The organism is Nonomuraea sp. NPDC026600 (genome assembly GCF_040638335.1).
Classification (GTDB): Bacteria; Actinomycetota; Actinomycetes; order Streptosporangiales; family Streptosporangiaceae; genus Nonomuraea.
The window spans coordinates 64,314-85,210 of sequence record NZ_JBEZYD010000033.1; the positions used below are offsets into that span (position 1 = coordinate 64,314).

A 20,897-nucleotide genomic window follows, 5' to 3' on the forward strand; every position below is an offset into this window, starting at 1 on the left:
GGCCTGTCGGACGTCAAGCCGGGCTCGCCGAGATGGGCAGGGTGAGGGTCATGGTGAGCCCTCCCCCCGGGGTCTCCTCGGGTACGAGGGTGCCGCCCATGGCCTCGGCCAGCCCCCGGGAGAGCGCGAGGCCGGCGCCGGAGTGGTCGTCGCGATCACCGAGGCGCTGGAGCGGCAGGAACACCCGGTCGTACACCTCCGGCGGCAGGCCGGGGCCGCGGTCGATGACGCGGATCCGCACGTGGTCGCCGTACCGGCTCGCGGTGATCGCGACCTGCTGATCCGGTGGGCTGTGGCGGACGGCGTCGGACATGAGGTCGACCAGCACCCGTTCCAGCAGGACCGGGTCGGCGACCACCTCGGGCAGCCCGATCGAGATGTCGCCGTCGACGCGGTCGTACAGCGGCCCGAGATCGTCGACCGCCCGGGGCACCACCTCTTCGAGCGCCACCGGCTGCAGGGCGAGCCTTAGCACGCCGGCCCGCCGGCTCATGTCCAGCAGGTTCGTCACCAAGCGGTCGAGCTCGGCCGGCGGCCTGGCCTGCTCGGCCGCCTCCTCCAGCCGCTGCTGCCGCAGGGCGACGGCCGTCTCGGCGGCGAAGGCCTCGACCACCCCGCGGTCGGCGGCGTCGAGCAGGTGGCCGCGCATGGTCAGGACCAGATCGTCGTCGATGACCACATCGGTGTCGGCGTCTGACGGGCTCATGCACGGCGTTCCGCCGGAGGTGGCGACGATCCGCCAGTCCTTCGGCTGGGATCGGTCGGCCGGCGTTGGCCGGCCGACGCGCTCCAGCAGCGTCACCGACGACAGTCCGAACGTCTCCCGCAGCCTGGCCAGCAGCGACGGCACGGCGGCCTCTCCGCGCAGGACATGCCCGGCCAGCGTGGACAGCACCTCGGCGTCCGCGCGGGCTCGGGCCGCCTCTCTGGTACGGCGGGCCGCGATGTCCACGATCGTGCTGACCGCGACCGCGACCACCACGAAGGCGATCAGCGCGAAGAGGTTCTGCGGGTCGGAGATCGTGAGCCCGCCGACCGGCGGGGTGAAGAACCAGTTCAGCAGGAGCGACCCGCCGACGGCCGCCGTGATCGCCGGCCACATGCCGCCGGCCAGCGCGACGCCGACGGTCAGGAGCAGGAAGAACAGGATCTCGCTCGGCAGGCTCAGATCCTCGCGGAACATGCTCAGGATCGCCGTGAGCACGGGCAGCCCGGCCACCGCCATGGCCCACCCGCTCAGCCGCCGCTCGCGGGTGAGCGCGGCCCGTGTACGCGTCGGGTGGCGGCGGCCCTTCTTGACCTCGTCGTGGGTGATCATGTGGACGTCGATCGAACCGGACCGTGCCGTCGTCTCCACCCCCACGCCCCGGGACAGGATGTGCGCGAGCCGGCCCCGCCGCGACGCGCCGAGCACGAGCTGGGTGGCGTTGACGCCACGGGCGAAGTCCAGCAGCGCGCGCGGGATGTCGTCGCCGATGACCTGGTGGTAGGTGCCGCCCATGCTCTCCACCAGCGTGCGCTGGCGGGCCAGGTGGACCGGGTCGCCGCCGGCCAGCCCGTCGGAGCTGGTCACGTGGACGGCCAGCAGGTCGGCGCCCTTGGTGCGGGCGGCGACGCGGGCCGCGCGCCGTACCAGCGTGTCGCCTTCCGGGCCGCCCGTCAGCGCGACCACCACCCGCTCGCGCGTCTCCCAGGTCGCGGAGATGCCGTGGTCGGCGCGGTAGCGGTCGAGCTGGTCGTCGACTCTTCCGGCCACCCAGAGCAGGGCCAGCTCGCGCAGTGCGGTGAGGTTGCCGACCCTGAAGTAGTTCGACAGGGCGGCGTTGACCTTCTCCGGGCCATAGACGTTGCCGTGCGCCATCCTGCGGCGCAGCGCCTCGGGCGACATGTCGACCAGCTCGATCTGGTCGGCCCGCCGGACCACCTCGTCCGGCACGGTCTCGCGCTGCGGGACGCCGGCGATCTGCTGGACGACGTCGTTGAGCGACTCCAGGTGCTGGATGTTGACCGTGGAGATGACGTCGATGCCGGCGTCCAGGATGTCGTCGATGTCCTGCCAGCGCTTGGCGTTGCGCGAGCCGGGCACGTTGGTGTGGGCCAGCTCGTCGATCAGCGCCACCTTCGGCGCGCGGTCGATGACCGCGTCCACGTCCAGTTCGGTGAACGTGGCGCCGCGGTAGACGAGCGTCCTGCGAGGGATCAGCTCCAGGCCGTCGAGCAGGGCGGCGGTACGGGGGCGGTCGTAGGTTTCGACGAGACCCACGACCACGTCTCTCCCCCGTTCCAGCGCCCTGCGGCCCTCGGAGAGCATCGCGTACGTCTTGCCCACCCCGGGCGCCGCGCCGAGGTAGACCCGTAGCCGCCCCCTGCTCATGGCCCGTCGAGCGCCAGGCCGATGAGCACGCTGCCCACCTCCTTGCCGTTCCGCTTCGTTTCTTGACGGCTTCCATATGGCGTTGACGCGATTCCAACGCTCTGCTCAGTCGGGAAGTCTCATCTCCAGCCCGTAGCGAAGCCCGGCCGCCGTCACTGCCTTCAGGCTGGGCAGCGGATGCTCCGACGGCGGGGCCTCCCGGGTCGGCGCCAGCTCGCCCACCTCGGTGAAGAACCTTTCGATGCCACCGGGAGAATAGACCACGAGAAGGCGCACATCGGTGAGGGGTTCGAAGCGCTCCCACGTTTTCTGGGGAATGTAGAAGAAGGACCCGGCACTGCCTTCCACCACCTGATCGTCGATGTGCAGGCGGACCGTTCCCTCCAAAACGTAGATCATTTCCGAACCAGGATGCGTGTGCGGCGGCGGACCCATTCCGGCCGGGACGGTCATCTCGACGACGGTCGCGCCGCCACCCGTCTCGTCGCTCGCGGCCTTGATCTCATAGAGACCGCCCATCACCCAGTACGCGTCCCCCTCCCTGGGCTTCCGCGCGATTACGTTGTCCGCCATCTCGTCCCCCCACGGTCAATATCCACATTCGGTAATCACCACACGACCAGGAGTGATCCAGTAAGGTCAATCGAGCTGCGGGCAAAAGACCCCAGAAGCAGGTAAACAAGACCGTTCACGCCTGAACGGCTGGTCCAGGGTGCTCGCGGGACCGCACCGCCCCTGGAGGACGACCACCTCCGGATCCTTACTGGCGCACTATCGCCACCGGGCAGCGGACGTGGTGCAGGACGCCGCGGCTGACCGAGCCGAGCAGCATCGCGCCCAGCGCGCCGTGACCGTGCGAGCCCACCACCAGCAGGTCGGCGCGGGCGGACGCGTCGGTGAGCGCGTCCACCGGCAGCCCCTGCTGAACGTCCTCGACCACCGACACCCGCGGGTAGTGCTTCCTGAAGGTTTCCAGCCGGTCGAGGACGACCTGGTACTGCGCGGTGCGCACCTCGTCCATGCCGTAGACCACCTCGGGCGCGAACGCGTGCACCGGCAACTGCCAGGCGTGCACCACCCTCAGCACGCTCCCCCGCACCGCAGCCTGCCGGAAGGCGTAGGCCATCGCGGGCTCGCACTGCGGCGAGTCGTCCACCCCGACCACGATCTCGCCGAGCACCGGCCGATGATCGCCCCGCACCACCACGACGGGACAGCGCACCCGCCCCGCCACGTGCGTACTGACCGAGCCCAGCAACGCGCCGACGAACCCGCCGAGCCCGCGGCTGCCCAGCACGATCTCGGTCGCGTCCCCGGCCTGCGCGCGCAGCACCTCGGCGGGCGCGCCCTCGATGTCCTCCATCGTGACCTCGACCCCGGGCTGCCGCTCACGGGCCAGCGCCAACGCTTCACGCAGGATCCGCTGCCCCTCACGCAGCAGCGTGTCGGGCAACGCCGCGCTGGGGAACTTACCGATCTGGTACGGCGAACGATCCACCGCATGCACGATCCGCAGCGGCTCCTTCATCCGGAGGGCGTCGTTGACCGCCCACTCCACCGCGGCCCGCGCGGTCACCGAGCCGTCCACCCCTACGACGATCATGATCTGTCCTCCTTCGCTCCCTCCCATCGCACTCGCTCACCGGCCGCCGGTGCAGGGCCGGAAGTCCGTCAGGCAAGAGGCGAAGGACCCTGGTGTTCCAGCGTCATGACCGTCCGCCACGGCCCGTCAGGGTGTGCCGAAGAACTCGTGCAGAGCCGCCCCCACGACCTGCGGATGATCCTCCGGGCCCGAGTGCCCCAGGCCCGCGAGCGTGACACGTCGTGCGTGCGGGAGCGTGGCGGCGAGCTCGTCCAGCGTGCGGTCGAGGTACGCCGGGCTCTTCGAGCCGCCGAGCAGCAGGACCCGCGCGTCGAGCGCCGCATAGTCCTTGACCGTGCCGGCCATCTCCCGGACCAGCCGCATGTCGAAGTGCTGGGTGGGGACCAGCGCTTCGATCGGTACGTCGTCCTCGGGCAGGTCGCCCTGAACGCGCATGCCGATCGCCATGAACGGCACGAGGACGAAGCGCGGGACCCGGCCGAGCACCGGTGCGGCGTCAAGGCCCTTCAGCGCCGTCACCAGCGCGGAACCGATCTTGCCGGCGGCGATCTCCCGGTCGTAGCGCGCCACCCAGCCCATCGGCATCGAACCGTCGATGGACAGCGGCGGCTCGTACAGGGCGATCCGGTCAAGGGCGGGGGTGGTGAGGGCCGTGCGCAAGGTGACGAGCGCACCCGAGCTCAGTCCGAAGACCCGCGTCGCCCCGGTCGCCGTGACGAGTGCCCGCAGGTCCTCGACCTCCCGCATGACGCCGAAGTCAGCACCATGGGGTCCGCTCAGCCCGCGTCCACGCCGATCGGGCACGTAGACGGTGAAGTCGGCGGACAGAGCGGCGGCGAGCTTCATGAAGTGCTGCGCCGCCAGCATGCCGCCGTGCAGGAGGATCAGTCCGGGTCCGCGGCCGCATCGCCGGTAGCCGATCGTGGTCCCGTCGGCGGATCGGACCTGGCCTGTGCTGTAGTCGCGCTCCTTCACGGCGTCTCCTGCGGCTGCGGACGGACGAACCTCTTCAGCGCCTCCTTGCCGTGCTCCACCGCCGCGTTCCCGCGGTCGAGCAGATCGTCCTGGTACTCCCCCAGCGCCGACGTCAGGTCCCGCTCGCCCCGGTCGGCCTCGGCCAGCCGGGCCGACAGTCGTACGGCGTCCTGCATGGCGGTGTTCGCGCCGTTCCCGCCGCTGGCCAGTGTCAGGTGGGCGGCGTCGCCGAGCAGCGTGACCCGGCCCACCGGCCAGGACGGCATCGGCCGGTCGTAGATCTTGGACCGGCCCACGGCGCTCATGTCGGCGGAGCTCACCAGATCCCGCAGGTCGGGGTGCCAGCCGTCGATGAGGTCCAGCACCAGCTCGCGCGCGTCCCCCGACTCGGTGACCGCCGGGTGCTCCGGCGGGACCAGCAGCACCCACCGTACGTAGCTGTCCCGGTAGGGCATCTCCAGCCCGGGAGCGAGCTCGGCGGCGGCCTCGGACGGTTCCCTGCCGAACTGCATCCGCCCCAGCATCAGCGTGACCCCGGGACCCTTGACCATCGTGCCGCGCCCCGGCACCAGCCGCAGGAAGCGGTCGGTGATCGGCGTGCGCCCCATCGCTCCGCACAGGTCCGAGTCGACGAGTCCGACCTCGGGCACCAGGTGCCGCCGCACCACGGAGTTCCCGCCGTCGGCGCCGACCAGCACCGCACCCGTTGCCTGCGTGCCGTCGGCGAAGCGCGCGGTCACGCTCCCGTCCGCCTCCTCCGCGAAACCCCTCAGCCGCTTGCCGTGCGCGACCCGGTCCCCCAGATCGCCGAGCAGGATCCGCCGCAGCACCTGCCGGTCCACCGCCCTGGCCTCCGCCGACGGCCCCTCCAGGTCGCGGCTGAGCACCGTGAGCCGCTCGTCGAACAGCAGTCCGGGCCCCGTAAGGCTCCCGCTGGTGATCTCGACCAGGTCGTAGAGCCGCGGCGACAGGCTCGCGCGCAGCGCGGCCAACCCGGGCTCGGCCAGCCCGATCCGGTATCCCTGGAACCGCTCGCCGCTGCCGTCATCCGCCTCGTACACACGTACGTCGATGCCCGCACGGACGAGCGCGTGCGCGAGCGTCAGCCCGCCGAGGCCCGCCCCGATCACCAGCACCCGTCCCACGCCTTGCTCGGTCATGAAACCCTCCGTCTCCGACGTGAACAACGTTCACGTGTACATTGTTCACGTACGCGGAGCCGGATTGTCAACCGGGACTTTTGGAGGATTCGATGGGGCAGCGGCGTGCCGAGGTGCTTCAGGCAGCGATCGAACTGCTCGACGAGGTCGGCCTGGACGGTCTCACCATGCGGCTGCTGGCGAGCCGGCTCGGCGTGCAGGCGGGCGCGCTGTACCGGCATTACCCCAGCAAGCAGGCCCTGCTGGACGCCATGGTCGCGCACCTGGTCATCCCACCGGCCGACGCCGTCCCGCCACTCGACGGCCCCTGGGACGAGCGACTGCGCGGCCTCGCCATCGGCACGCGCGAGCTCATGCTGGCCCACCGCGATGGCGCGCGCCTCTTGTCCACCTTCCAGAACCCGGGCAAAGAGGCCGTCGCCTTCTACCACGACCTCATCGCCACCCTGGCGGCCGCGGGCGTCCCCGCGGGCACGGCCGCCGTCGCCGTGGACACCGTCATGGCCTACGTCAACGGCTACACGACCGAGGAACAGGCCCGCGGGAGCCAGCCCAGGGAACTCCGCGACCGCGCCTTCCGCGAGGGCGTCGAATTGATCATCGCCGGAGTCAAAGGATCTTTGTGAAATCCACGGAAAAATTCTCGCTGCGCTGTGTCGAATCGCCGTAGGCCCGTTCGACGCGTCAGCGACAGGACAGCACGGGACACACCATCCCGAACGCGGAGGAGCGCACGATGCAGAAGATCACCACGTACCTGTGGTTCGACAACCAGGCCGAAGAGGCGGCCGAGTTCTACACCTCGATCTTCGAGGACTCGCGGATCCTCGAAGTCAACCGCTACGGCGACGCGGGGCCGGGACCGGCGGGGACGGCCATGATGGTGGCGTTCGAGCTGGCGGGCCAGCGGTTCCTCGCGCTGAACGGTGGCCCGCAGTTCAGGTTCACCGAGGCGATCTCCCTGTTCGTCGACTGCGGGTCGCAGGAGGAGGTCGACGAGCTGTGGGCCAAGCTCACGGATGGCGGCGAGGAGTCGCAGTGTGGCTGGCTGAAGGACCGGTGGGGCCTGTCCTGGCAGATCGTCCCCCGAGCGCTGCCGGAGCTGCTGAGCAACCCCGACCCGGCCAAGGCGCAGCAGGTCATGAAGGCCATGATGGGCATGCGGAAGATCGACATCAGCGCCCTGGAAGAGGCCGCCGGGCTCTGAGCGGTCAGCCGTCCCCTCGTACCGCCCGGTGACCGTCATGGTCACCTGGGCGGTCCGGGGCTCGGTTCCGGTGATCTCACCGGCGCTTCGCCGCGGCGGGCATCGCGCGCGCCCGCGCCAGGTGGCGGTCGTACAGCTCGCGTGAGCGGCGCAGATACCCCGACAGCACGGTCAGTTCCGCCGCCGTGTACTCCTTCATGAACTCGTCGCTGTCCGCGACGATCGGCCCGTAGAGGTCCCAGACCTTGCGGGTCGCCTCCTCGGTGATCCCCACCACCACCTTGCGCCGGTCCGAGGGGTCGGAAGAGCGGGTCACGTAGCCGAGCCGCTCCAGCCGGTCGAGCATCGCCGTCACGCTGCCCGTGGTCAGCCCCAGAGCGGGCCCGAGCACGCCGGGGGTCAGCCGATCTCCCTGGAAGAGCGCCTCCAGGCAGCGCAGATCGGTGCGGTTGACGCCCAGCACACCGGCGGCCGCCTCGTCGAAGGCGTCGACCGCTGACTGCAGCGATTGCGTCTCCACGCCCACGGCCTGACGGAGCGCTTCCAGGTTTTCTCTTGACATTCGAGCCTCTTGGCTATCAAGCTAATGATGTCTCGACCATCAAGATACACGAGGATCCACCATCATGCATGTGATCATCATCGGCGGCGGCACCGGAGGAATGTGCCTGGCGCACGGGCTCAAGCGAGCCGGGGTCTCCGTCGCGGTCTACGAGCGGTACGGCTCCCGTACCGACGGCCTGTACGGCTACCGCGTGGGCATCGACCCGACCGGCAACCGGGCGCTCAAGGAGTGCCTGCCGCCCGGACTGTTCGACGTCTTCGTCGCGACCTGCGCGCGTACGCCCCGCTACTTCAACGTGCTCACCGAGAAGATGCGCCTGACGGCCTCGATTCCGCTGCGCGACGACCGCGACGACATCGACAGCGAACGGTCGGTGTCGCGAGCGACGCTGCGGCGGGTGCTGTTCACCGGCATGGAGGACGTCGTCCACTTCGGCAAGGTCTTCACCCACTACGAACGCCACGACGACGGCACCGTCACGGCCCACTTCGACGACGGCACCAGCGCCACCGGCGACGTCCTGGTCTCGGCGGAGGGCACCCGCTCGGCCGTACGACGCCAGTACCTGCCGCACGCACAGATCAAGGACACGGGCATCACCGCGATCGCCACCAAGACCCCGCTCACCCCGGATATCCGCGCCCTGCTGCCGGAGCAGGCTCTGTTCGGGCTCTCGTTGATCTTCGCCACGCGCGGGCTGATCGGCATGCTCCACGTGATGGAGTTCGACGGGTCGGCGGACTCCGACGACTATCTCAACCTGTCGATCTGGAGCGCCGACGGCCGCTTTCCGGCCGGCACCGCACAGCTGCGCGGCGAGGAGCTGGTCAAGGTCGCGCTGGCCGCCACCGGCGACTGGCATCCCCACCTGCGCAAGCTGTTCGAGCTGTCGGACCCCGCCGCGGCCTTCCCTGTACGCATCGCCACCTCCGTACCGGTCGAGCCGTGGCAGAGCACCACCATCACCCTGCTCGGGGACGCCGTCCACACGATGACACCAGGCCAGGGAGTCGGCGCCAACACGGCACTGCGCGACGCCGCCCTGCTGTGCCGCGAGCTCACCGCCGCCGCCTCGGGCCGCAAGGACCTGCTGCGGGCCGTCGCCGACTACGAGGCCGAGATGATCCCGTACGGCTTCGCCAGGGTCGCCGACTCGCTCGACAACAACGGCACCAGCGGCGACGACCCGCTCTACAAGCCGTTCACGGGCAGGATCGCCCTGTTCGCGGCCCGGTCGTACTTCAGCCTCACCAGCAAGGTCCCGGCGCTGCGCAGGAAGTTCCTCGCCGACCTGTACGACTACCGGGGCGCCTAGCCGATGCTCACTCGAACTCGGACTTGTAGAAGACGTTGGCCTGGCGGACCCCGCCGGTATTCGAATGGAAGCCGAAGCACAGCCGCGGCTGAACCCCGCCGCTCACGGGCGCGAGCCAGACGGCCATGCCCTGCGGTTCACGGCCGGGCAGGCTCTTGCCCGCCTGGGTCGGCCATCTGTCCTGCACCACGCTCTGCCCCGAGGCGTTCAGGTCGATGACGGTGATGTACGAGGTGTCGCTCACCCCACCTTCGAGCAGATACGCGTAGCGGCCGAAAACAGTGAATCCCTGGAAGGGATTCGCCGCGGCCCAAGCCTTGGTCCGCACCGGGAGCGCACGCTCCACTTTCCGGTATCCCGTGGTGAGGCGGCCGGCGCGGGCGTCGGCCAGGTCGTACAGGACGATGCGCATCGTGCTGTCCGCGTCCCTGAACCGAACCGCCAGCCGGTTGTACTGGGGGTCGATGGCGGGCTGCGGGTTCGGGGAGACGGGATGCAGGTTGTCGAGCGCGATCGTCCGGTCCTCGATCGAGCCGTCATCCCTCTCGAGGACGGCGCCGTTCACGAACGCGAACCGCCCGACCTTCGTACCGAAGCCACCGCCGCTCGCCTGCCACTCGGTCCACAGATACACCGAGCCCCCGAACGGCTCCACACCGATCTGCACACCGTGCCCGAAGCCGTGTAACGCCATGGAGCCGAGCTGGTTGCCGGCCGTGTCCGTCTTGGTGATCCACAGGTCACCCACGTGGTCAGGGTCGGAGTCCTCGGTATTGTGCTGGGCGAAGTAGACGTGCTGGCCGACGTGGTCGTACGCGAACGACTGCATCACCCAGTTGGCCCGCAGCTGCTTCCCGATGATCGGGTCGTCACCCATTCCTGCGAGCTTGAACCGGGGAGAGTCGGGGACGACGGCGTACGCGGCGCCCGCGCCGAGGAACGGGATGGAGCCCGCCGCGGCGAAGGCGGCGGCCCGAAACAGCCTCCGCCGGCTGAACTCCTGGTGGTGAGATTTCATGACACCTCCGAGACGAATGGTCATCGGAGACCATGAAATCGTAGATCAGGTCGGCTTATTCGATGACGAGCGCGACCGGGATGTTGCCGCGGGTGGCGTTCGAGTACGGGCACACCTGGTGCGTGGCCTCCACCAGGGCGCGGCCGGTCTCGCCCTGCAGGTGGTCGGGGAGTTCGACGCGGAGGGCGACCTCCAGGGTGAAGCCGCCGTCGCCGTTCGGGCCGAGGCCCACTTCGGCGGTGACCGACGCCTGCTCGGCGTCCACCTTCATGCGCTTGGCCACCAGGGTCAGGGCGCTGGCGAAGCACGCGGCATAACCCGCGGCGAAGAGCTGCTCGGGGTTGGTGCCCTCGCCCGTGCCGCCCAGCTCCTTCGGCGGGGACAGGGCCACGTCCAGGCGGCCGTCGGAGGTGACGGCGCGGCCTTCGCGGCCCGTGGCGGTGGCTATGGCGGTGTAGAGGGTGCTCATGATCGCTCCTAATCGGTTGCCTGCAACTCAATTGTGCACAATTAAGTTGCCCGCCGTCAACCCCGGGTATGCTGGTGTCATGAACGCGTTGCTGCTGGAGAATCAGGTGTGCTTCGCCGTACACGCCGCGTCTCGCGCGCTCGACGGCTTCTACCGGCGCCAACTGGCGGAGCTGGGACTGACCTATCCGCAGTATCTGGTGATGCTGGTGCTGTGGGAGCGCGAGCCGGTGACGGTCAAGGAGCTGGGAGTGGCGTTGCGGCTCGACTCCGGCACCCTGTCGCCGCTGCTCAAGCGGCTGGAGGCGGCCGGGCTCGTCCTGCGCGAACGCAATGCCAGCGACGAACGGTCCGTGGTGGTGCGGCTCACCGAGGCGGGCGCGGAGCTGCGGCAGTCCGCCCTGCGGGTGCCCGAGCACGTGGCCGACGCCACCGGCCTGCGGATGAGCGAACTGGCCGACCTGCACCGTACGCTCGGCCAGATGACCCAAGCCCTCACAGAAGCGACATAGCGCTCACCTCCCCGGACAAGGCCATCCCCGAGATTCGGCGAACAGCCCGAAGTGCCGCCGGTTGATCGGTAAGAAGAATGCGGAACACCCGCATCACCGGAGGTCGCCTTGGTAAGCACGTACACCGTCGATGTCAGGAAGACCGCCACCCTCACCGCCGGCCTGCTCATGGGCGTGTGGGTCGTCGACTACGTCGACCGGGTGATGATCGCGGTCGCCCTGCCCTTCATCGGCGCCGACTTCGAGCTCACCAAGACCGAACAGGGCTCGCTGGTCACCGTGTTCGCCCTGGTGTACCTGCTGTGCCAGATCCCCGGCGGGCTGCTCGCCGACCGGTTCGGGTCGCGCAGGCTGCTCGTGGTGTCGCTCATGCTGTGGTCGGTGTTCACCGCGCTGACCGGCCTGGCCTGGGGGCTGGTCGCGTTGCTGGTGATCCGGGCGCTGTTCGGCGTGGGGCAGGGGCTGTTCCCCGGCGCGTCCTTCAAAGCCCTGTCCGAGCGGACCACTCCCGCCCGGCGGGCCACGGCGGCGGGCGCGATGCTGGCCGCCAGCCAGTTGGGCGCGGGCCTGGCGCCGCTGGTCGTGGCGCCGCTGCTGCTGGCGTTCGGGTGGCGGCACACGTTCTGGGTGACGGCCGCCGCAGGCGTGGCGATCGGGCTGCTGCTGTGGGCACTGCTCCCCCCGCCGCTGCCCGCCGGGCTGAACGGGTCCGGCGATCTGTCCCGCCCTGTTCCCCCGCTGGGGTCGGTGCTGCGGGCGCCGTCGGTGTGGAAGTTCGCGGCGTTGTTCTGCGCGACCAACATGCTCGGGTACGGGATGATCACCTGGGTGCCCAGTTATCTGCTGGAGGCGCGGGGCGTCTCGTTGCTGAAGACGGGCCTGTACGCGGCCATCCCCGGCCTGGTGATGACCGTGACGATCATCCTGGGCGGCTGGCTGTTCGATCGCTACTTCCACGACCGGGCCCGCCTGTACGTCATCCCGCTGCTGCTCTGCACCGCCGCACTGCTGGTGCTGATGCTGCGCGCGGAGACCGCGGCCGGGTTCACGCTGTTCCAGACGCTGGCCATGGCGGTGGGCGGGCTGTCGATGATGGGCATCCTGGGCATGCCGGTGCGGGCGCTGCCGCCCGAGGTGATCGGCTCGGGCATGGGCGTGGTCAACGTCGGCGGGCAGGTGGCGGGTGTCATCGCGCCGGTGCTGATGGGCTGGCTGGTCGACCATTTCTCCTATACCGCCGCGTTCGGGCTGCTGATCGGCACCACCGTGCTCGGCGCGCTGATCGCGGTGGTCGTGCCGCAGCGGGCCGAGCAGTTCCATCTGGGGGCCGCGTGACCTGCGATCTCGTCGGGCTTCAGACGTCGTCTTGCTGAACGTGGAGAGCCTCCGAACCCGGCTCCACCACTCCGCGCTCCCGGAACCACGCGTAGCAGCTCACGACGATCCCGACCACGGTGACGGCGGCGCCGACGAGATAGAGGGACCGCAGCCCGAACCCGCCGTCGATGACCCGGCCGCCCAGCCACGCGGCGAAGGCCGCGGCGAGTTGGTAGGCGGACGCGTTCACCGCCATGGCGAGGGTCGGCGCCGCGGCCGCGGCGGTCAGGACCCTGGTCTGCATACCGGGAATGACGGAGAAGCCCAGCGCGCCGATCACGAAGACCAGGACCGCGGTGATCGTCGTCCCGGCGCTGACCGCCCACATCAGCACCAGCGTCGCCGCGAGGGCGGCGAGCAGACTGACCTGTGACGGCATCAGCGCCCGATCGGACAGCCAGCCGCCGGCGACATTGCCGACCGCCGCGCCGACGCCGTACACCAGCAGCAGAAGGGCGACCGCGTCGGCGGCGAATCCGGTGACGCCGGTGAGCAGCGGCGCGAAATAGGTGAACACGATGAGCAGCCCCGCATTGCCGACCGCCGTGACCGCGATGGCGAGCCGCACATCACGGCCGCGGAACACCCGGAGCTCGGCCGGCGCGGACGTGCCGGGCGCGGCCTGCTGAACATCCGGTACGAATCGCAGCACCAGCAGCAACCCGAGCGCACAGCACCCGGCGATGGCCACGAAGGTCGCCCGCCACCCCAGCCCATTGCCGATGAAGGTGCCGATGGGCGCACCGAGGATCATCGACAGGTTCATCCCGAAAACCAGCTTGGACACGGTGGACGCCTGCTTGCCCGGCGGGGCGGTCGAGGCCGCGATGACGATCGCGTTGGCGAAGAACGTGGAGGTCACCAGCGAGGTGACGATCCGTGCCGCGAACAGCACGGCGTACGTCGGCGCGAGCACCGAGGCCAGGTTTCCGATGATCACGACGGCGAGAAGGACGAGGATGAGCGGCCTGCGGGCGAAGCGCGCGGTGAGCGCCGTCAGCGCCGGGCCGCCGATGATCATCCCGATCGCATAGGCCGTCACCAGCAGTCCGGCCGCCGGAATCGACACGGCCAGGTCGTCGGCGATGTCCGGCAGGATGCCGGCGATCACGAACTCGCCGGTCGTGATGCCGAACACGCACAGCATCAGGGAGAGTAGCGCCACTCGTTCCACCTTGAATAGTTGACTGATCAGTACAAAAAAGGGGCAGCACAATGCCCGCCTTGCCGACCGCTGGGACTTACAGGGCCGCGAGCGCCCCGTCCACGACGTCCAGCAGGGCGTTCCTGTCGTCGGTCACCTTCGCGAGCACGCGCAGGCCGTAGTACGCGCTCTGGAACGTACGCGCCACCTGGAGCGGCGGCCGGCCGGCGGACAGCTCACCCGTGCGCTGGCCGATCGTCACCAGGTGGCAGATCGCCTGCTCCAGGTCCACGAACTGGCGCCGCACCAGTGCCGCGACGTCCTCGGTGCGCCCGCTCTGCTCGGTGGCGGCGTTCAGCGCGAGGCAGCCGCGCCGGCCGGGGTCGGCCAGGTCGGCGTCGATGACGCCCAGCATCATCGCCCGCAGCCGCTCCCGCACCGGCCCGGCTTCCGGGTCCGCCAGCATGGCCAGCTGAGCCTGGGCCCGGGTCGCGGCGTAGCGGCGGATGGCCTCCTCGTACAGGCGGTGCTTGCTGCCGAACGCGTTGTACAGGCTGCCGCGACCGAGCCCGGTGCGCTCGCACAGGTCCTGGGTGGTGGCCGCCTCGTAGCCCTTCTCCCAGAACACCTCCATCGCGGCGTCCAGGACGGCCTGATCGCTGTACTCGCGGGGTCTGCCCATGGGCCGAAGCTAGCGGCTTTTGTACAGATCAGTCAAGAACTCGGCCCCAGCACGTCCGAGGCGGCCAAGGCACTGGCGACGAAGTACTACTCGGAGCCGGGGTCGGAGTCGGGCGGGCTGCGGATGACCGCGCGGCCGAGGCCGCCGGCTGTGCCGTCCAGGTTGGTCCCGAGCCGGAGCAGGTCGTGGCGGCCCGCTCGCCGCCGAACCGTTCGGCGGTCCAGGCGAGGACGCCGGGCATGGCGCCGTCGTCGATGCCCGTCACCACACCCGGATAGGCCATTCGCGCATCATGGAATATTCGCTTCCGAGTCGCAGCCACTCGACGGCAGGAAGGAGTCGTCTTCCGGCGCGCCGTTGCCCATTCCCGTTCCGCCATCGACGAAGTCGCCGACTTGCGGCAGATCAGGGAATGTCGCGCACACCAAGATGTCCGGCCCGGTACCGCCGATCAGGTAGTCGGCGCCTTCTTCTCCGTAGAGTGCTTCATGATATCCGCCGGGCGGATTGGGGCCGCCGTAGACCGTGTCGTTCCCCTCTCCGCCGTGTATTTCGTCTCTGTGGCCTTCACCGTGAATAAGGTCGTCTCCCCTTCCGCCCTCGATATAGTCCTCGCCATCTCCGCCGCATATCCTGTCGTTCCCTGCGTCGCCGAAGATGCGGTCGGGTCCATCCGTACCGAAGATCAGGTCGGCACCGCTCGTGCCGACGAAGGCGGCACCACCGGGTGGGACGAACAGCGGCACGACAAAGGTGCTGATGGGGCTGCCGAAGCAGTCCTCCACGATGGGCGATGGGGTCGCCGCCAGTGCCGACTGCGCGAGGAGACCTGGGCTGCTCATGAGAACGAGTGACGCACCGGCGATCACCGCAGAACGCCCGAAGCGGCGGATGGTTCTGGTCATCATCATTCTCCTCGATGAGCTGCCGGGCGGGGCCTCACGGATATGGGGCGCCTGATCGGCCATTCACTCATTTCGCGGACTGACGGTCGGCGTATTACTGCACGTCGCAACAGGCAATATGGCGTAGACCCGCAGATCCCGGTGAACCGACGCTTACGCGGTTTTCGCGTCCTCCTTCAGCCCGGCCCGCGTGGCGAGTTGTTCGCGCAGCCGGGACAGGCGGGCGATCTCCGCGTCGAGGGTGGCGAGCCTGCGCTCCACCACGCCACTCGCCGTGGAGCAGCCGGGGCCGCCGCGTGGCGGCAGCGTGTCGCCGTCCAGCAGGTGCAGGCGATCGGCGCAACCACGTACGTCCTCGATGGTCAGGCCGAGCGACAGCAGTTCGCGGATGATGCGCACGCGGGCCACCTCGCCCGGCCCGTACTCGCGCTGCCCGGTCGCCGTGCGCGGGGGCGCGGTCAGCAGCCCGCGCTGCTCGTAGAACCGCAGTGCCCGGGGCGTGGTGCCCGCCGCGGCTGCCGCGTCGCCGATGCGCATCCATCCTCCAGAAGCCCTACAGTGCGACGATGACGGTCCCGAAATGCCGTCCCTCGATCAACTCCTGCAACGCCCGCGGCGCGTCATCGATGCCCGCGATCCGGGCGTACGGGAATGTGATGTCGCCCTCGCGCAGCCAGCCGCCGAAGCGTTCGAGCCACTGGGATCGCGCCTGTTCGTCGAGGCCCTGGAAGGCCTGTATCGAGATGCGCTTGAGGATGAGCTGGTAGGTGTCGAGTTCGACCGGCGCCGTCCCACCCGTTCCGCGGGGTGACATCTGCCCGGACAGCGCGCCGACCAGGACGAACCGGGCGCCGGGACGGGCTGCGGCGACCGCCGCCTGGAGCTGGTCGCCGCCGACGTTGTCCAGGTAGACGTCGATGCCGTCCGGGGCGAGCTTCGCGAGCTGCTCCTCGATCGGCGCCGCGCCGCGGATCACGGCCGCGTCGTACCCCAGCTCAGAGATCAGCCGATCGGCCTTCTCCCGCGAGCTGGTGCTGCCGATCACCTGAGCGGCGCCGAGCAGGCGGGCGATCTGTCCGGCCAGCGATCCGACCGCGCCCGCGGCGCCCGAGACGAACACCGTGTCCCCGGGCCTGACCTCGGCGTCCCTGGTCAGCGCCGCGTAGGCGAGCCCGCCCTGGCCCAGGTGCGCGACGGGGTCGGGCAGCGCGTCACCCAAGGGCGTGACCTGGCCGACCGGCACGACCGCGTACTCGCGCCAGCCCAGCCAGTGTGAGACCAGGTCGCCGGCCTGGGGCCCGCTGTCCCCGGGGGCCGACACGACCTCTCCGACCGCGGGCCCGAACAGCGTGTCGCCGGGGCGTAGCGGCGGCATGGGCGCGTCCTTCACGCTCCCGCCGATCAGCGTGCGAAGCGCGGCCAAGACGTGGAAGAAACGATTGCGGACCAGCACGTGGCCATCGTCTGGCACCGGCAATGGGACCTCGGCGACCACGAAATGCTCTGGCTTGGGCAGCCCGTCGGGCACGGTGGCGAGCCGGACTTCTCTTGACGTTCGCGGCAGGGTCGGCACGTTGCGCTCCTCAGATGTGCGGCTAAAAGGGCGTCGCGACCTTAACCCTTGACCCGCACGTCAAGAGCAACTCCCCTTCGTGCTCGAGGTGAGCGCTCAGGCGCCCGGCTCTTCGCCGGCCCGGGTCAGACGGGCTGCCAGTGCTCGGACGTGAGCTCGGAGTTCGGGCGGGTCCACGACCTGGAAGTCGATGCCTTTGAGCGCGATGTACACGGCGATCTGGTCCAGTGAGCCGGCGCCGGCGTAGAACAGGCACGACTGCTCGTCGAGCTTCTCCAGCCTCCCGGCAGCGGGTGAGGTGTGTTCGGCGACCACTTCGAGCGGAGCGCGGAACAGGATCTTCGCCTGGAATCGGTACGGCGCCGAGGACAACGCGTCAGACATGAAAGCACGGAGGTCTTCCGCCGGCGCCGGCCGTGGGGTGAAACGCGGGCCGGGCTGTGGTGGGGCGTCGATACGGTCCACGCGGAAGGTGCGCCAATCGTCGCGGTCCAGGTCGAAGGCCAGCAGGTACCAGCGGCGGCCGGTGTGGACCAGGCTGTAGGGCTCGGCGCGGCGGGTGCGTTTCTGGTAGCCGAAGCGGATTCGCTCGTGGGCGCGGCAGGCCGCCGCCAGGGCCGCCAGCAGGTTCGCGTCCACCGCCGGTCCGGGGCCGGTCAGCGGCACGATCGCGGACTGCATCGCCGTCACCCTGTGGCGCAGCCGTGAGGGCAGGACCTGTTCGAGTTTGGTCAGCGCGCGCAACGACGTCTCCTCCATTCCGGAGACCGATCCCACGGCGGCCACGCGCAGCCCCACGGCTACGGCGACGGCCTCCTCGTCGTCCAGCAGCAGCGGCGGCAGAGCGGCGCCGACACCCAGACGGTAACCACCGGCCGTGCCGGTCGCGGACTCCACCGGGTAGCCCAGGTCGCGGAGCCGATCGATGTCACGCCGGACCGTGCGTGTGGTCACGCCCAGCCGGTCGGCCAGTTCCGGCCCCGGCCAGTCGCGCCGCGACTGCATCAAGGACAACAGCCGCAGCAACCGCGCCGAGGTCTCCAGCATGCGCGAAAACTCCTCCAGAGGCGACGTTCCTTGAGGACCATACCTGTCCTCAACGGTCCCTAGTGTCTCTCTTGCCAGCCCGAACGGGGCACGGCCGAGCCGATCGGCCAAGCCCTGCTCTCCTGCGGTCGCACGGACCTTCGCGCCGACGCCTGGCGGGCGGCGCACCGTCACCTTCACCACCGGCGCATCATCGAGAAAGGCCTGAGAGCCATGTCTGACATCCGCCCGTTCACGATCGACGTTTCGCAGGGAACGCTGGACGACCTGCGGCGGCGGCTGGCGCAGACGCGCTGGCCGGACGCCTCGCCCGCCGAGGACTGGAGCCGGGGCGTGCCCGCGGCCTACCTGAAGGACCTCGTGGGCTACTGGGCCGACGGTTACGACTGGCGCGCGAACGAGGCCGCGCTGAACGAGCACCCGCAGTACACCACGGTGATCGACGGCGCCGTGATCCACTTTCTGCACGTCCGCTCCGCGGCCCCGGACGCCACACCGCTCCTGCTGCTGCACGGCTGGCCGGGGTCGGTGGTGGAGTTCGCCGACGTCGTCGAGTTGCTCGCCGACCGGTTCCACCTGGTCGTCCCCTCGCTGCCCGGGTTCGCGTTCTCCAGCCCGCTCACCGAGGCCGGCTGGACCGACGCGCGCGCCGCGGCGGCGTTCGCGCAGCTGATGGAACGGCTGGGGTACGAGCGCTACGGCGTGCAGGGCGGCGACGTCGGCGCCCTGATCGCGCCGCTGATGGGGCGGGCCGAGCCCGAGCGGGTGATCGGGGTGCACCTCAACGCGATGTTCGCCTTCCCCACGGGCGACCCGGACGACATGGCGGGCCTCACCGAGGCCGAGCAGGCACGTCTGGCGGCGATGAAGCGGTTCCAGGACGAGGGGGCCGCGTACATGCAGGTGCAGGGCAGCCGTCCGGACACCCTCGCCTACGCGCTGACCGACTCCCCCGTCGGGCAACTGGCGTGGATCGTGGAGAAGTTCCAGGAGTGGAGCGATCCGGCGGCCAAGCTCCCCGAGGACGCCGTCGGCCGGGACCGGCTGCTGACCAACGTGATGCTGTACTGGCTGACGGGGACAGCGCGCTCGACGGCCAACTCGTACTACGAGCGCTTCCACGACCACACCATGTGGGCGCCCAAGCCGCGCGGCACCGTCCCCACCGGGGTCGCCGTCTTCGTCACCGACTACGCCATCCGGGTCTTCGCCGACAAGGCCCACAACATCGTGCGCTGGTCGGAGTTCGAGCGCGGTGGCCACTTCGCCGCCATGGAGGCACCCGACCTGCTCGCCGGAGACATCAGGGCCTTCTTCGCCGGCCTCTCCTGACAGCCCGCGCGGTCATGAAGTTCGGCCCCCTCCGTGAGCTGAGTGGCGAGGGCCGTCATCCGGTACGGGGTGCCGTTCTCCTTCGTCGACGCCATTCACCCCGGCATCCAGTGGGTCTACGCTGTACGCACGGGCGACGGGCAGTTGCTTGCTCATGGTTTTGGAAGATCTCGACCCCTGCCTGTTACCGGGCTGCACCACCGCCGAGACACGCGAGCGGTTCTTCATCGAGTTCCGCCGCGCCCTGCGCAGGCTCCTCGGCGGCCCGCACCCCTGGCCCGTAGCCAGTCCTCCGAAGCCCGTTCCGCACCCGCTGACCGCGCACCACGGTGAGCACTCGCCCTTTAGGGAAACCCCGATGCCCCTCACGCTCCCTCAGTTCACCGTCAAACCGCATCCTCACCTGCGTTCTGACACCGAGCGGCAGCAGATTCTGGCCGCGCCCGGCTTCGGCCGGTACATGACAGATCACATGGTCACCATCCAGTGGACCGGCGAGGCGGGCTGGCATGACGCCGCGCTGGGCCCATACGCCCCGCTGACCATCGACCCGGCCGCCACGGGACTGCACTACGGCCAGTCGATCTTCGAGGGTCTCAAGGCGTATCGGCAGCCGGACGGTACGGTCGCGCTGTTCCGGCCCGAGGCCAACGCGCACCGCTTCCAGGCGAGCGCCCGCCGGATGGCCATGCCGGAACTGCCCGTCGAGCTGTTCATGAAGGCATGCGAGCTGCTCGTGAATCAGGATCGGTGCTGGGTTCCCGACGCCGCTGAGCACTCTCTGTATCTGCGGCCGCTGATGTTCGCCACCGAGAGCACGCTCAGTGTCCGGCCCTCGACCGAGTACCTGTTCCTGCTCATCGCCTCCCCGGCCGGATCGTACTTCCCCGAAGGCATCAGACCCCTGTCGGTGTGGATCGCCGAGGACTATGTACGGGCCGCCCCGGGCGGCACCGGCGCCGCCAAGTTCGCCGGGAACTACGCCGCCGCCTTCCTCGCCCAGAATGACGCCGCCGAGCACGGCTGCGCCCAGGTGGTCTGGCTCGATGCGATCGAGCGGCGCTGGATCGAGGAAGTGGGCGCCATGAACCTCTTCTTCGTACGCGGCCACGGCCCTGCCGCCGAAATCACCACCCCGGCCCTCACCGGCTCGCTGCTGCCCGGGATCACCCGCGACTGCGTCCTCACCCTCGCCCGTGACCTCGGCCACCCCGTCAGCGAGAGCCGCATCAGTCTGGAGGAGTGGCGAACGGGCGCGGCGGACGGCTCGATCACCGAGGTCTTCGCCTGCGGCACCGCCGCTGTCATCACCCCCGTCGGCCGGGCCCGCACACGCACCACCGCCTGGCAGATGGCCGACGGCCAGCCCGGTCCCCTCACCCTCCGGTTACGCGAGGAGCTCCTGGCCGTACAGACCGGCCGTGCCCCCGACCCGCACGCCTGGGTGCACCATCCGCGCACGACAGCGCACTGACCTGCGAGAAGGGCGCCATGACCAGCACCCACAGCACCTCGGCCCTGCCCAGGAAGACCCTCCTCGACCACGCCCGCCGCCAGATCTTCACGACCTGACCCAGCCTCAGCGCAGCCGGAGACCCGTACAGCAGTCTCCGGCCCTGGCTCCGGGCAGGTCCGTGTCC

General features: G+C 69.9%; 21 protein-coding genes. 7 read left to right on the top strand and 14 right to left on the bottom strand.

Features of this window, described 5'->3' with window-relative positions:
• Positions 1-13: 13 nt before the first annotated feature.
• The 5 genes from AB0F17_RS48640 to AB0F17_RS48660 all read right to left on the bottom strand — a co-directional run bounded on the left by AB0F17_RS48640 (position 14) and on the right by AB0F17_RS48660 (position 6,112).
• Positions 14-2,374 carry a DUF4118 domain-containing protein gene (locus AB0F17_RS48640; RefSeq protein WP_358038161.1) on the bottom strand — a complete coding sequence of 787 codons (2,361 nt, stop codon included), beginning with the start codon at positions 2,372-2,374 and terminating at the stop codon, positions 14-16.
• Between the two features lie 105 nt (positions 2,375-2,479).
• Positions 2,480-2,893 carry a cupin domain-containing protein gene (locus AB0F17_RS48645; RefSeq protein ID WP_358038164.1) on the bottom strand — a complete coding sequence of 138 codons (414 nt, stop codon included), beginning with the start codon at positions 2,891-2,893 and terminating at the stop codon, positions 2,480-2,482.
• A 241-nt stretch (positions 2,894-3,134) separates the two neighbouring features.
• Positions 3,135-3,977 carry a universal stress protein gene (locus AB0F17_RS48650; protein ID WP_358038167.1) on the bottom strand — a complete coding sequence of 281 codons (843 nt, stop codon included), beginning with the start codon at positions 3,975-3,977 and terminating at the stop codon, positions 3,135-3,137.
• A gap of 126 nt (positions 3,978-4,103) precedes the next feature.
• Entirely contained in the window at positions 4,104-4,952 is an 849-nt protein-coding gene (locus AB0F17_RS48655) for an alpha/beta hydrolase (protein ID WP_358038170.1), read from the bottom strand.
• Positions 4,949-6,112, bottom strand: coding sequence for an NAD(P)/FAD-dependent oxidoreductase (locus AB0F17_RS48660; RefSeq protein WP_358038172.1), 1,164 nt, complete (start codon positions 6,110-6,112; stop codon positions 4,949-4,951). Before AB0F17_RS48660 ends, AB0F17_RS48655 begins: the two co-directional genes overlap by 4 nt.
• A gap of 92 nt (positions 6,113-6,204) precedes the next feature.
• Here AB0F17_RS48660 and AB0F17_RS48665 point away from each other — a divergent pair, with 92 nt between their 5' ends.
• Together AB0F17_RS48665 and AB0F17_RS48670 are read left to right on the top strand one after the other, a co-directional pair.
• Positions 6,205-6,738: a TetR/AcrR family transcriptional regulator C-terminal domain-containing protein gene (locus AB0F17_RS48665; RefSeq protein WP_358038174.1), complete on the top strand. Its 534-nt coding sequence runs from the start codon at positions 6,205-6,207 to the stop codon at positions 6,736-6,738.
• A gap of 110 nt (positions 6,739-6,848) precedes the next feature.
• Positions 6,849-7,319 (top strand): VOC family protein, encoded by a 471-nt coding sequence (locus AB0F17_RS48670; RefSeq protein WP_358038176.1) that lies wholly within the window; start codon positions 6,849-6,851, stop codon positions 7,317-7,319.
• Between the two features lie 76 nt (positions 7,320-7,395).
• On the opposite strand, the gene AB0F17_RS48675 is transcribed toward AB0F17_RS48670, so the two are convergent.
• Positions 7,396-7,881: a MarR family transcriptional regulator gene (locus tag AB0F17_RS48675; RefSeq protein WP_358038179.1), complete on the bottom strand. Its 486-nt coding sequence runs from the start codon at positions 7,879-7,881 to the stop codon at positions 7,396-7,398.
• A gap of 64 nt (positions 7,882-7,945) precedes the next feature.
• Between AB0F17_RS48675 and AB0F17_RS48680 the strand changes: the two genes are divergently transcribed.
• Positions 7,946-9,199, top strand: coding sequence for an NAD(P)/FAD-dependent oxidoreductase (locus AB0F17_RS48680; RefSeq protein ID WP_358038182.1), 1,254 nt, complete (start codon positions 7,946-7,948; stop codon positions 9,197-9,199).
• Positions 9,200-9,206: 7 nt separating this feature from the next.
• Here the strand turns inward: AB0F17_RS48680 and AB0F17_RS48685 are convergent, their stop codons facing one another.
• Together AB0F17_RS48685 and AB0F17_RS48690 are read right to left on the bottom strand one after the other, a co-directional pair.
• A complete protein-coding gene (locus tag AB0F17_RS48685) occupies positions 9,207-10,217 on the bottom strand; it encodes a hypothetical protein (protein WP_358038185.1) in 1,011 nt (336 codons plus the stop codon).
• A gap of 55 nt (positions 10,218-10,272) precedes the next feature.
• Positions 10,273-10,686 (bottom strand): organic hydroperoxide resistance protein, encoded by a 414-nt coding sequence (locus tag AB0F17_RS48690; RefSeq protein ID WP_358038188.1) that lies wholly within the window; start codon positions 10,684-10,686, stop codon positions 10,273-10,275.
• 79 nt (positions 10,687-10,765) lie between these two features.
• On the opposite strand from AB0F17_RS48690, the gene AB0F17_RS48695 reads away from it, so the two are divergent.
• Both AB0F17_RS48695 and AB0F17_RS48700 read left to right on the top strand, forming a co-directional pair.
• Entirely contained in the window at positions 10,766-11,197 is a 432-nt protein-coding gene (locus AB0F17_RS48695) for a MarR family transcriptional regulator (protein WP_358038191.1), read from the top strand.
• Between the two features lie 108 nt (positions 11,198-11,305).
• Positions 11,306-12,532, top strand: coding sequence for an MFS transporter (locus tag AB0F17_RS48700; protein WP_358038193.1), 1,227 nt, complete (start codon positions 11,306-11,308; stop codon positions 12,530-12,532).
• 19 nt (positions 12,533-12,551) lie between these two features.
• Here AB0F17_RS48700 and AB0F17_RS48705 read toward each other — a convergent pair whose 3' ends face one another.
• The 6 genes from AB0F17_RS48705 to AB0F17_RS48730 all read right to left on the bottom strand — a co-directional run bounded on the left by AB0F17_RS48705 (position 12,552) and on the right by AB0F17_RS48730 (position 17,925).
• On the bottom strand, positions 12,552-13,739 hold the full coding sequence (locus AB0F17_RS48705) for an MFS transporter (RefSeq protein WP_358038196.1): 1,188 nt from the start codon (positions 13,737-13,739) through the stop codon (positions 12,552-12,554).
• Between the two features lie 76 nt (positions 13,740-13,815).
• Positions 13,816-14,400: a TetR/AcrR family transcriptional regulator gene (locus tag AB0F17_RS48710; RefSeq protein WP_358038199.1), complete on the bottom strand. Its 585-nt coding sequence runs from the start codon at positions 14,398-14,400 to the stop codon at positions 13,816-13,818.
• Positions 14,401-14,690: 290 nt separating this feature from the next.
• Entirely contained in the window at positions 14,691-15,305 is a 615-nt protein-coding gene (locus AB0F17_RS48715) for a calcium-binding protein (protein ID WP_358038202.1), read from the bottom strand.
• A 153-nt stretch (positions 15,306-15,458) separates the two neighbouring features.
• Positions 15,459-15,842 (bottom strand): MerR family transcriptional regulator, encoded by a 384-nt coding sequence (locus tag AB0F17_RS48720; RefSeq protein ID WP_358038205.1) that lies wholly within the window; start codon positions 15,840-15,842, stop codon positions 15,459-15,461.
• 16 nt (positions 15,843-15,858) lie between these two features.
• Positions 15,859-16,878: an NADP-dependent oxidoreductase gene (locus tag AB0F17_RS48725; RefSeq protein WP_358038208.1), complete on the bottom strand. Its 1,020-nt coding sequence runs from the start codon at positions 16,876-16,878 to the stop codon at positions 15,859-15,861.
• A gap of 96 nt (positions 16,879-16,974) precedes the next feature.
• Positions 16,975-17,925 (bottom strand): WYL domain-containing protein, encoded by a 951-nt coding sequence (locus AB0F17_RS48730; protein ID WP_358038211.1) that lies wholly within the window; start codon positions 17,923-17,925, stop codon positions 16,975-16,977.
• 213 nt (positions 17,926-18,138) lie between these two features.
• Here AB0F17_RS48730 and AB0F17_RS48735 point away from each other — a divergent pair, with 213 nt between their 5' ends.
• The gene (locus tag AB0F17_RS48735; RefSeq protein WP_358038214.1) at positions 18,139-19,257 is read left to right on the top strand and encodes an epoxide hydrolase family protein; all 1,119 of its coding nucleotides are present in this window, start codon (positions 18,139-18,141) and stop codon (positions 19,255-19,257) included.
• A 358-nt stretch (positions 19,258-19,615) separates the two neighbouring features.
• Positions 19,616-20,731 (top strand): branched-chain amino acid aminotransferase, encoded by a 1,116-nt coding sequence (locus tag AB0F17_RS48740; RefSeq protein ID WP_358038384.1) that lies wholly within the window; start codon positions 19,616-19,618, stop codon positions 20,729-20,731.
• Positions 20,732-20,897 lie beyond the last annotated feature (166 nt).